This is a genomic window from Mycobacterium sp. TH-M103 (assembly GCF_057473785.1).
Genome location: NZ_JBYCLG010000207.1, coordinates 63375 through 73575, shown reverse-complemented (window position 1 = coordinate 73575; position 10201 = coordinate 63375). Strand labels below are relative to the sequence as shown.

General features: G+C 69.8%; 11 protein-coding genes and 1 pseudogene. 8 read left to right on the top strand and 4 right to left on the bottom strand.

Annotated elements, in window-relative coordinates:
• Positions 1-561 (bottom strand): alpha/beta fold hydrolase (locus AC2VOR_RS11735; protein WP_486963823.1); only part of this gene is annotated, 561 nt, incomplete at its 3' end.
• A gap of 73 nt (positions 562-634) precedes the next feature.
• Here AC2VOR_RS11735 and AC2VOR_RS11730 point away from each other — a divergent pair.
• Positions 635-1618, top strand: coding sequence for a methyltransferase (locus AC2VOR_RS11730; protein WP_369739355.1), 984 nt, complete (start codon positions 635-637; stop codon positions 1616-1618).
• An 18-nt stretch (positions 1619-1636) separates the two neighbouring features.
• Here AC2VOR_RS11730 and AC2VOR_RS11725 read toward each other — a convergent pair whose 3' ends face one another.
• The 3 genes from AC2VOR_RS11725 to AC2VOR_RS11715 form a co-directional block, all read right to left on the bottom strand.
• Positions 1637-2005, bottom strand: a complete 369-nt coding sequence (locus tag AC2VOR_RS11725) for a DUF732 domain-containing protein (protein WP_369739356.1) — start codon at positions 2003-2005, stop codon at positions 1637-1639.
• 91 nt (positions 2006-2096) lie between these two features.
• Entirely contained in the window at positions 2097-3623 is a 1527-nt protein-coding gene (locus AC2VOR_RS11720) for an alanine/glycine:cation symporter family protein (RefSeq protein ID WP_486963822.1), read from the bottom strand.
• 127 nt (positions 3624-3750) lie between these two features.
• Positions 3751-4077 (bottom strand): DUF732 domain-containing protein, encoded by a 327-nt coding sequence (locus tag AC2VOR_RS11715; protein WP_369739358.1) that lies wholly within the window; start codon positions 4075-4077, stop codon positions 3751-3753.
• Positions 4078-4158: 81 nt separating this feature from the next.
• Here AC2VOR_RS11715 and AC2VOR_RS11710 point away from each other — a divergent pair, with 81 nt between their 5' ends.
• The 7 genes and pseudogenes from AC2VOR_RS11710 to msrB all read left to right on the top strand — a co-directional run bounded on the left by AC2VOR_RS11710 (position 4159) and on the right by msrB (position 10159).
• Positions 4159-4932 carry a Clp protease N-terminal domain-containing protein gene (locus AC2VOR_RS11710; RefSeq protein ID WP_369739359.1) on the top strand — a complete coding sequence of 258 codons (774 nt, stop codon included), beginning with the start codon at positions 4159-4161 and terminating at the stop codon, positions 4930-4932.
• Between the two features lie 20 nt (positions 4933-4952).
• Positions 4953-5483, top strand: coding sequence for a hypothetical protein (locus AC2VOR_RS11705; RefSeq protein ID WP_369739360.1), 531 nt, complete (start codon positions 4953-4955; stop codon positions 5481-5483).
• Positions 5471-6013 (top strand): GNAT family N-acetyltransferase, encoded by a 543-nt coding sequence (locus tag AC2VOR_RS11700; protein WP_486963821.1) that lies wholly within the window; start codon positions 5471-5473, stop codon positions 6011-6013. Before AC2VOR_RS11705 ends, AC2VOR_RS11700 begins: the two co-directional genes overlap by 13 nt.
• A gap of 62 nt (positions 6014-6075) precedes the next feature.
• On the top strand, positions 6076-6846 hold the full coding sequence (locus AC2VOR_RS11695) for a pyrimidine reductase family protein (RefSeq protein ID WP_369739362.1): 771 nt from the start codon (positions 6076-6078) through the stop codon (positions 6844-6846).
• A 14-nt stretch (positions 6847-6860) separates the two neighbouring features.
• Positions 6861-8419: pseudogene (locus AC2VOR_RS11690) on the top strand (alpha/beta hydrolase).
• Positions 8420-8447: 28 nt separating this feature from the next.
• Positions 8448-9752 carry an arabinofuranan 3-O-arabinosyltransferase gene (aftC, locus tag AC2VOR_RS11685; RefSeq protein ID WP_369739364.1) on the top strand — a complete coding sequence of 435 codons (1305 nt, stop codon included), beginning with the start codon at positions 8448-8450 and terminating at the stop codon, positions 9750-9752.
• Positions 9749-10159, top strand: coding sequence for a peptide-methionine (R)-S-oxide reductase MsrB (gene msrB / locus AC2VOR_RS11680; protein ID WP_369739365.1), 411 nt, complete (start codon positions 9749-9751; stop codon positions 10157-10159). The genes aftC and msrB overlap by 4 nt, the downstream gene beginning before the upstream one ends.
• Positions 10160-10201: the final 42 nt, after the last annotated feature.

The window sequence follows — 10201 nt, the reverse complement described above, 5'->3', positions numbered from 1 at the left end:
ATCGGCAGCAGCGGCCCGTGCTCGTCGAGGTGCCGGTTGAAGAACTCGACGAACACCGAGACCATCGCCGGCGACGGATGCGCCCCGCACTGCGCGGATGCTGACGAAACCGCCCATGGAGTGCCCGACGAGCACCCCGTCGCGCACGTCGAAGTGCCGCAGGACCGCGGCGACGTCGGCGGCCATCGGTTCGGAGCCGACACCGTCACCGCCCAGCGTGGACTGCCCGTGCCCGCGCTGGTCGAACGCGATGACACCAAAACCATTGACCTGCAATGCCTCCCACACTAGGTTCCACTCCAGAATGCGCGCGCCGTAGCCGTGGACGAGGACCACCGGCGGCCCCTGCCCGGCGGCCAGCGCGTGCAGCACGGTCCCGTCGGGGCGGGTGATGCGAACCTGCTCGCCGCGGGGCTCGGCGACCAGCCGCTCGCGCGGATAAGGGTCCGGGTTCTGCCGGATGCGCGCGACCGCCGCCCGCGCGACGCCGTGCGCCGATACGGTACGTGCCGGGCACCGCCGCGGCCATCCGTGAAAGACTCCGTGGAGTTCAGTGGCCACCGACCCGAGGGCATCCGTGACGACTTCCGACGCAGCATCATCCGACCCGCAGCAGCCCCCGTTGCCGGAGGTGATGAACGAGCTGATCCTGGGCGCCTGGATGTCGCAGGCGATCACCACGGCCGCCGATCTGGGGGTGGCCGACGCGTTGGCGTCCGGGCCGCTTCCCCTCGACGAACTGGCCGGCAGGGTCGGCGCCAACCCCGACGCGCTGCGCCGGCTGCTGCGGGCGTTGACGAGCCGGGACATCTTCGCCCTGCGCGCCGACGGCCGCTACGCGCTGACTCCGCTGGCCGAGCTGTTGCGTTCCGACGCGCCGGTGTCGATGGCGGCCATGGCGCGCTTCGTCGGCTCGCGCCAGCAGCGCGAGCATTGGAGCCTGCTGACCGAGGCGATCAAGACCGGCAACTCCGTCGTCAAGAAGCTGCGCGGCAAGAGCTTCTTCGAATACATGGGCGACGACACCGAATTCGGGCAGATCTTCAACGACGCGATGACGGGCTTGTCCAGTGCGGCGATCGGACCCGTCGTGCAGGCCTACGACTTTGCGTCCTACGGCACCGTCGTCGACGTCGCCGGCGGTCACGGCCGCCTGCTGGCCGCGATCCTGGAGTCGGCACCCGAGGCGCAGGGCGTGCTCTACGACCTGCCCGACGTGGTCGCCGGGGCGATGCCGCTACTGCGGGAACTCGGTGTGGCGGAACGGGTTCGGCTTGCCGAGGGGTCGTTCTTCGACGGCGTCCCCGCCGGCGGCGACGCCTACGTCCTCAAGCACATCATCCACGACTGGGACGACGACCCATGCGTGCAGATCCTGCGCAACATACGGTCGGCCGGCGGCCCCGGCGCGACGCTCCTGCTGGTCGAGGCGGTCGTGCCCGAGGACGACAGCGCACCCGTCGTCAAACTGGTCGACATGGAGATGCTGATCATCAACAACGGCCGGGAACGCACCGCCGACGAGTACCGTCGGCTGCTCGAGGCGGGCGGTTTCGAGATGACGCGCGTGGTGCCGACCGCGTCGCGGTTCAGCATCATCGAGGCCCGCGCGACGTGACGCCGCGCCGGTAGGCCGTCAGTTGCCGGGGCTGCCCGGGGCGGCCGGGCCGCCGGCCTCGTTCGCCGGTTTCGGTCCCCCGCTGCCGGTCAGGTAGTTCGGGCAGTAGTGGGCGGCCGAGAGCGTGGTGAACTTCGCGGCACCGGCACCCTGGAATTCCGGGTTGCGGTTGCGCAGCTCCGTCACGATCTCCGCGGCCGACGACCCGTCGTCGAGCAGCGAGCACACCGATTTGGCCGCGCTGATGGCCAGCTCGGGATTCTTGTAGGTGATGTCGGCGGCGCGCAGCTGCGTCAGGAAGTCCTGATCGTTGTTGATGTCGGCGTGCGCCGGTGCGGCTATGCCGATCGCTGCGGCCACACAAGTGAGCGGAAGGAGAAATTTCATAACCAGACAATTCTCGCGCACGCCGCGGCGGACCGACCTGCCCGGCGGCAAACTGTAGGTGAACTTTCCGAAGCCACCGGCCACCCGCCCGCTACGCCGCAGGCGCCCGCGAAGCCCGCGAAACCCACGGAACGCGCGGCAAGGGCCGCCGAGCGGGAGGCGATTCGGGCAGCCCCCGGACCAGCAGTGGCTCGGGCGAGTCCCAGACGTCGCCGTCGAGCACCCCCGGCAGCCCCGCCTCGCTGGCCACGAACACCGGGCGCACGCCCCGCGCGGACTGCCGGTGGAAATCCCGCAGCGCGGCGAACGCCCACCTGCCCAGCAGGCAGATCGCCACCAGGTTGACGATGGCCATCAGCGCCATCGCGAGATCTGCCAGCGCCCACACCAGCGTCAGCTGCGACATCGCGCCCACCGCCATCGACAGCAGGGTCACGCCCTTGAGCGCGTGGATCGCCGGCCCCCGACCACCCAGGAAGAACAGGTTGGCCTCGGCGCACACGTAATTGCTCAGCACCGAGGCGAACGCGAAGACGAACACCACCGACGTCATGACCACCGTGGTCCACGAGCCGAGACCCGCGGCGATCGCCGACTCGGTCAGGCTGGCACCGGCGAGCGCACCCGGGTGCGCCGGGTCGTAGACCCCGGGCCCCGACATCAACACGATGAAGGCCGTCGCCGTGCAGATCACCATGGTGTCGACGAAGACCGCGAGCGACTGGATCAGCCCCTGTTCCACCGGATGCGCCACGGTCGCGGCGCCCGCGATGTTGGGCGAACTGCCCAGACCGGCCTCGCACGCGAACAGGCCCCGCTTGACCCCGGTCAGCATCGCCACCGCGATGCCACCGGCGAAGCCGCCCGCCATCTGACTGGCCCCGAACGCCCCACCCACGATCTCCTCGATCACCGCCGGCAGCTGGGCGATGTTGAGCGTCACGATCGCCAGGGCCAGCAACGCATAGACCAGCGCCACCACCGGCAGCACCAATCCCGCGAACTTCGCGACGCTGCGCACCCCACCGAACAGCACCGGCGCCGCGAGCAATGTCAAAACCGTTGTCGTCCAGCCGGTCCCGATGCCATGTGACGACTTCAGTACCCCGCTGATCGCATTGGTCTCCACCATGTTGAACGCGGTGGCAAAGCTGCACACCAGCAGGATGGCGAACAAGACGCCGCCCGCCTTCGAGCGCAGCCCGTGCTGGATGTAGAACGCGGGGCCACCGCGAAAGGCCCCGTCCTCGGAGCCGACCTTGAAGATCTGGGCCAGCGTCGCCTCGATCACCGCGGTGGCCATGCCGACCGCGGCCACCACCCACATCCAGAAGATGGCACCGGGCCCGCCGACGGTGAGCGCGATCGCGACCCCGGCGATGTTGCCGGTGCCCACCCGCGACGCCAACCCGACGCAGAACGCCTGAAACGACGAGATCCCGCCGTGCCGGCGACGGGATCTGCGGAGCTGACGCAGCATTCGGCCGAAGTAACGGATCTGGACGAATCTGGTGCGCACCGTGAAATACATGCCGACGCCGATGAGCAGATAAACGAGGATGCGCGTGTTGAGGATTTCGCTGAGTGGGTCGACCAATTGCCGTTGCAGAACGTCCAAATTCGCATCCTCGAGGAAAGCCGGGCGCCGTCCGACGAAGCTTAAATTCGGAATGTTGACAACACGTTTCGCCGATAGAACCCCGGTAGCGCGAATGTAAAAAGACGATGACGAACGGCGCGAGCGGTCAGCCCCCGTTCGGGGGCGCCGGCACGGCGCCCAGCGCATCCGGGCAGTAGACGTTGGCCGCGATCGCGGTGAACTTCGCGGCGTTGTCGCCTTGGAGCTTGGGGTTGAGTTTCTGGACGCTTTTGACGATGTCGGCCATCTGCGTGCCCTGCCCGGCCATGTTGCAGACCGCCTTTCCGGCCGCGATCGCCCGGCCCGGATCCGAATAGGTGATGCCGGCCGCCTGCAGGGTCGCGAGGAATTGGTCGTCGGGGGCGTCGGCGTGCGCGGGCACCGCCACGCCGAGCATGACGGCGAGCCCGATCACCGCCGCGGAGAATCTCATACCGCCCCGATCGTCGCAGAGGAACCACGGGGCGTCAACGTCAGGTTGACAGCGGTGCCGTCGTCAACCTAGCGTTGACGCATGCCGGATGCCACGCCGATCTCCTACCCCGTCCGCCTCGACGACCTGATCACCGCCATCAAACAGGTCCACCCCGACGCGCTGGACCAGCTGGCCGACGCCGTCCTGGCCGCCGAGCACCTCGGCGAGGTCGCCGACCACCTCATCGGGCACTTCGTCGACCAGGCCCGCCGCTCCGGGGCGTCCTGGACCGACATCGGCAAGAGCATGGGCGTCACCAAACAGGCCGCCCAGAAGCGGTTCGTCCCGCGCCCCGGAGCCACGACGCTCGACCCCCGGCAAGGCTTCGGCCGCTTCACGCCGCGGGCCCGCAACGCCGTCGTCGCCGCGCAGAACGCCGCACACGACGCGGGCGTCACCGAGATCACCCCCGACCATCTGCTGCACGGCCTGCTCGCCGACCCGGCCGCGCTGGCCACCGTGCTGCTGCACCGCGGGCACGTCGACACCGATGCGCTGCGCGCCGCCGCGACCCCGTCGCCGTCGGACCCCCCCGCACCGGCGACCACACCGGAGCTGATCCCGTTCAGCGGCCCGGCCCGCAAGGCCCTCGAACTGACCTTCCGCGAGGCGCTTCGGCTCGGCCACAACTACATCGGCACCGAGCACCTGCTGCTGGCGCTGCTCGAACTCGAGGGCGGGGACGGCCCGCTGCACCGCTGCGGCGCCGGCAAAGACCAGATCGAGGCCGACCTGGCTCGCGCACTCGAGTCCCTGAACAGCGACAAAGACGCCGCCGGACGCGGTCCGGACAACCGCTCCCCCTCGCCGTAGCGCTGTGCGATCATGCCAAGATGCGCCGCCCGCTGATCGCCCTGTCCACCGTCCTCGTCGCCGCCGCGAGCGCCACCGCCGTGAGCGTGGCGGGCTGGGCCGCACCGCGGGCCCTGGCCGGCGACGCCCCGATCGGTCACCTCGGTGACACCCTGCGCGTGGACAACGGCGACTACATCGCCGACGTCACCGTCACCAGCGTGGGCCCCTGCGACCCGCCGCCGGGATTCGGCTACATCCGCAGCGGCACCTACAAGGGCTTCCCGGGCAGCAGCGTCGAGCGCGCCGACGTGACCGTGCGCGCGGTCCGGGTGCCCAACCCGTTCATCCTGGCGACCGACTTCGCCTTCGACGGGGTGACCCCGAACGCCGACGCCTACGTGCCGCGCACCTCCGACGCGCCCGACGCGCTGGACAACGTGCTCGTCAACGCGCCCAACGGCGCGATCGTGCGCGGCGAGGTGTACTGGGACGCCTACCGCGACCCGGTCTCCACCGTCGTCCTGCTGGACAAGAAGACGGGTTATCATCTCGCGCAATGGAATCTCTGACCCGAGTCGTCCACCCGGCAACGGCGGATTCCGTCGACGAGTTGGCCGCCGTTGCCGCTCTTACCTTTTCGTTGGCATGCCCGCCGTCGGTGCCGCCCGAGAGCGTGGCCGTGTTCATCGGTGCGAACCTGTCCGCCGCGCGCTTCGCCCAATACCTGGCCGACCCGGACCGGGCGGTGCTCACCGCACGCCAGGACAACCGGATCATCGGTTACGCCATGCTGGTTCGCGGCGTGGGTGACGACGCGGACGTGCAGCGGGCCGTCGACCTCCGCCCGGCCGCCGAGCTCTCGAAGATGTACGTGCTCGCCGAACAGCACGGGACCGGGGCCGCGGCGGCGCTGATGGCGCGGGCGCTGGACGCCGCCGGACGGTGGAGCGCCCGCTGCGTGTGGCTGGGCGTCAACCAGAAAAATGAACGCGCACAACGCTTCTACACCAAGAGCGGCTTCCGGGTGAGCGGCACCCGGACATTTCAGGTGGGCACCCACCGCGAGGACGACTACGTCATGGTTCGCCAGATTCGCTGACCCCGCGTCCGCAAGCGGCCCCTTGCGTGCGCGAACGCCGCCGACGTGCTGCAATCAAGGTCATGCCCGACTCCGAGGCGATCGACACCCCGCTGACCCAGCTGGGGTCCGCCCGCGAGCTCGACGAGGGCGAACTGGCACTGCTCTACGCCTATCCCCCGCGCGACGACACCTGGGTCCGGGCGAATTTCATCACCAGCGTGGACGGCGGCGCCACCACCGACGGCACCAGCGGCGCGATGGGCGGGCCCGGGGACCGGATGGTGTTCAACCTGCTGCGCGAGCTGGCCGACGTCATCGTCGTCGGGGCGGGCACCGTGCGGGTCGAGGGGTACTCCGGCGTGCAGGTGGGCGCCGCCCAGCGGCAGCGCCGGCAAGCCCGCGGCCAGAGCGAGGTCCCGCAACTGGCGATCGTCACCCAGGCGGGCCGTCTGGATCGCGACATGGCGGTGTTCACCCGCACCGAGGTGCCGCCGCTGGTGCTCACCAGCTCGGCGGCCACCGACGAGGCGCGCCGGCTGCTCGGGGACGTCAGCGAGGTCGTCGACTGCTCCGGCGACGATCCCGGCACGGTGGACGAGGCCGCGCTGCTGGCCAACCTCGCGACCCGCGGGATGCGCCGCATCCTGACCGAGGGCGGCCCGATGCTGCTCGGCTCGCTGATCCAGCGCGACATGCTCGACGAGCTGTGCCTGACGATCGCGCCCTTAGTGCTCGGCGGCCAGGCGCGCCGCATCGTGACGGGCCAGGGCCAGCTGCTGACCCGGATGCGCTGTGCCCACGTCCTGACCGACGACGCCGGCTACCTCTACACCCGCTACGTGCGCAGCTAGCTAGGGTGGTCGTTATGCGTCGGCCCCTCCCGTCCGTTGCGGCCCTGCTCGCGGTGAGCACGGTGCTGGCCGGCTGTGTCCCGGGCCTGCCCGCCGACCCGCGCTTCGCCACCAACTCCGGCGCCCGGCCGCAGGGGGCGGCCCCGAGCAAGCCGAAGCCGAGCGGACCGCCGCCGATCGCCGCACCCAAGAACGACCTCTCCTGGCGCGACTGCACGTCGCGGGTGTTCACCGACGCGGCCGTCCCCGTCCCCGCCGGTGTCCGGCTGGACTGCGCCACCTACGACACCGACCTCGACCCGATTAACGGCGGGTCGGGAACCCTGACCATCGGGGCGGTCCGCGCCCGGTCGGATCGCACCCCGCGCGACGCCGGTCCGCTGGTGTTCACCACCGGCTCCGACCTGCCGTCCTCGGCGCAGCTGCCGGTGTGGCTGGGGCGGGCGGGCGCCGGCGTGCTGCAAACCCACCCGATCGTCGCCGTCGACCGCCGCGGCATGGGGATGTCGACCCCGATCGACTGCCGCGACCGCTTCGACCGGGACGCGATGCGCAACCAGGCGCAATTCCAGCGTGGCGACGACCCCGTCGCCAACCTGTCCGACATCTCCAACACCGCCACCACCAACTGCACCGACGCCATCGCGCCGGGCGCCTCCGCCTACGACAACGTGCATGCCGCCTCCGACATCGAGCGGCTGCGCACCCTGTGGGACGTGCCCGCGGTCGCGCTCGTGGGAGTCGGCAACGGCGCCCAGGTGGCGCTCACCTACGCCTCGTCGCGGCCGGGCAAGGTTGCCCGGCTGATCCTGGACTCCCCGGTCGCGTTGGGAACCGGCGCCGAGGCGGCCGCCGAGCAGCAGGTCAAGGGCCAGCAGGCCGCGCTCGACGCGTTCGCCGCCCAGTGCGTGGCGCTCAACTGCGCGCTGGTCCCCGACCCCAAGGGCGCCGTCAGCGCGCTGCTGTCCGACGCGCGCGCCGGCCGGGGCCCCGGCGGGGCGTCGGTCGCGCAGGTGGCCAACGCCATCACCGTCGCCCTGGGCTACCCGTCCGGCGGGAGCACCGACACGGTCTCGAGCCTGGCCAACGCGCTGGCCAGCGCCCGTTCCGGCGACGTCGACCCGCTGAACACCCTGATCACCCACGCCGACGCCACCCAGGACACCGACGGCCAGTTCGTCAACTCCTGCAGCGACGCGGTCAACCGCCCCCCCCCGACCGGGTCCGCGAACTCGTCGTGGCGTGGGGCAAGCTCTACCCGCAGTTCGGCACGGTCGGCGCGCTCAACATGGTCAAATGCGTGCACTGGCCCACCAGCTCACCGCCGGCGCCGCCGAAAGACCTGAAGATCGACGTGTTGCTGGCCGGCGTGCAGAAGGACCCGATCGTGGGCACCGGTGGCGTCGCCGCGACGGCGGCCCTCATCATCAACGCCAACGCGGCCAGCAAGCGGGTGATGTGGCAGGGCATCGGGCACGGTGCGAGCATCTATTCCGCGTGCGCGATCCCGCCGCTGATCGCCTACCTCAACGACGGCAAGCTGCCCGGCACCGACACCTACTGTCCCGCCTGAGTCCCTTACGCCGGCCCGCGCCGCCCCGGTGTACGGTTCGCTCGTGACGGCAGCTGACTCGACCCGAACCGGCTGGGGTGACCGGATCCTGACCGCTTTTCGTCCCCGCACCGGCGCGCCCGGCGCGGCGGCGGTCGTGCGATCGGCGTTGTGGCCGGTGGCCATCCTGTCGGTGCTGCACCGCAGCATCCCGCTTTCCCTCAACGGCAACATCACCGACGACTTCAAGCCGGTGTACCGGGCGGTGCTTAACTTCCGGCACGGCTGGGACATCTACAACGAGCACTTCGACTACGTCGACCCGCACTACCTGTACCCGCCCGGCGGCACGCTGCTGATGGCGCCGTTCGGATACCTTTCCTTCACGCCGTCGCGCTACCTGTTCATCCTGATCAACACCGTGGCCATCCTGATCGCCTGGTACCTGCTGCTGCGGATGTTCAAGTTCACCCTGTCCTCGGTGGCCGCACCCGCCCTGCTGACGGCCATGTTCGCCACCGAGACCGTGACCAGCACGCTGGTGTTCACCAACATCAACGGCTGCGTCCTGTTGGCGGAAATCCTGTTCCTGCGCTGGCTGCTGGATGGCCGGTTCAGCCGGCAGTGGTGGGCCGGTGTCGCCATCGGCCTGACGCTCACGCTCAAACCGCTGCTGGGACCGTTGCTGTTGCTGCCGCTGCTGAACCGGCAGTGGCGCGCGCTGGTGCCGGCCTTCGCCATCCCCGTGGTGATCAACGCGGCGGCGTGGCCGTTGGTGAGCGACCCGATGGACTTCCTCACCCGCACGGTGCCCTACATCCTGGGCACCCGCGACTACTTCAACAGCTCCATCGAGGGCAACGGCGTGTACTTCGGCCTGCCCGCCTGGCTGATCTTGTTCATGCGGATCCTGTTCACGCTGCTGGCGATCGGCGCCCTGTGGCTGCTGTACCGCTACTACCGCACCCGCGACCAACTGTTCTGGTTCACCAGCTCGACGGGCGTGCTACTGCTGTGGTCGTGGCTGGTGCTGTCGCTGGCCCAGGGCTACTACTCGATGATGCTGTTCCCGTTCCTGATGACTGTGGTGCTGCCCAACTCGCTGATCCGCAACTGGCCGGCGTGGCTGGGCATCTACGGCTTCCTGACGCTGGACGACTGGCTGATCTACAAGTGGATGCGGTACGGCCGCGCGCTGCATTACCTGAAGATCACCTACGGCTGGTCGCTGCTGCTGATCGTGGCGTTCACCGTGCTGTACTTCCGCTACCTGGACGCCAAGGCCGAGGGCCGGCTGGACGACGGGATCGACCCCGCCTGGTTACCGGCCGGCCGCGCTACCGTTGACTCATGACCAGTCCCAAGGTGCAACTGAGCGACGCCGAGTGGCGGCAGAAACTCACGCGTGAGGAGTTCGAGGTGCTTCGCCGTGCCGGCACCGAGCGGCCGTTCACGGGCGAATACACCGACACCACCACCGAAGGCATCTACCAATGCCGGGCCTGCGGTGCCGAATTGTTCCGCAGCACCGAGAAATTCGAGTCGCACTGCGGCTGGCCGTCGTTCTTCGACCCGTCGAGCTCCGACGCGGTGATCCTGCGTTCCGACACCTCGCTGGGGATGACCCGCACCGAGGTGCTGTGCGCCACCTGCCACAGCCACCTGGGTCACGTGTTCACCGGTGAGGGCTACCCGACGCCCACCGACCAGCGCTACTGCATCAACTCCATCTCGCTGCGCCTGGTCCCGACGGGCTCATAGCCGGGCCCCAGCCTCGCGACACATAACCAGCTGCGACGACAC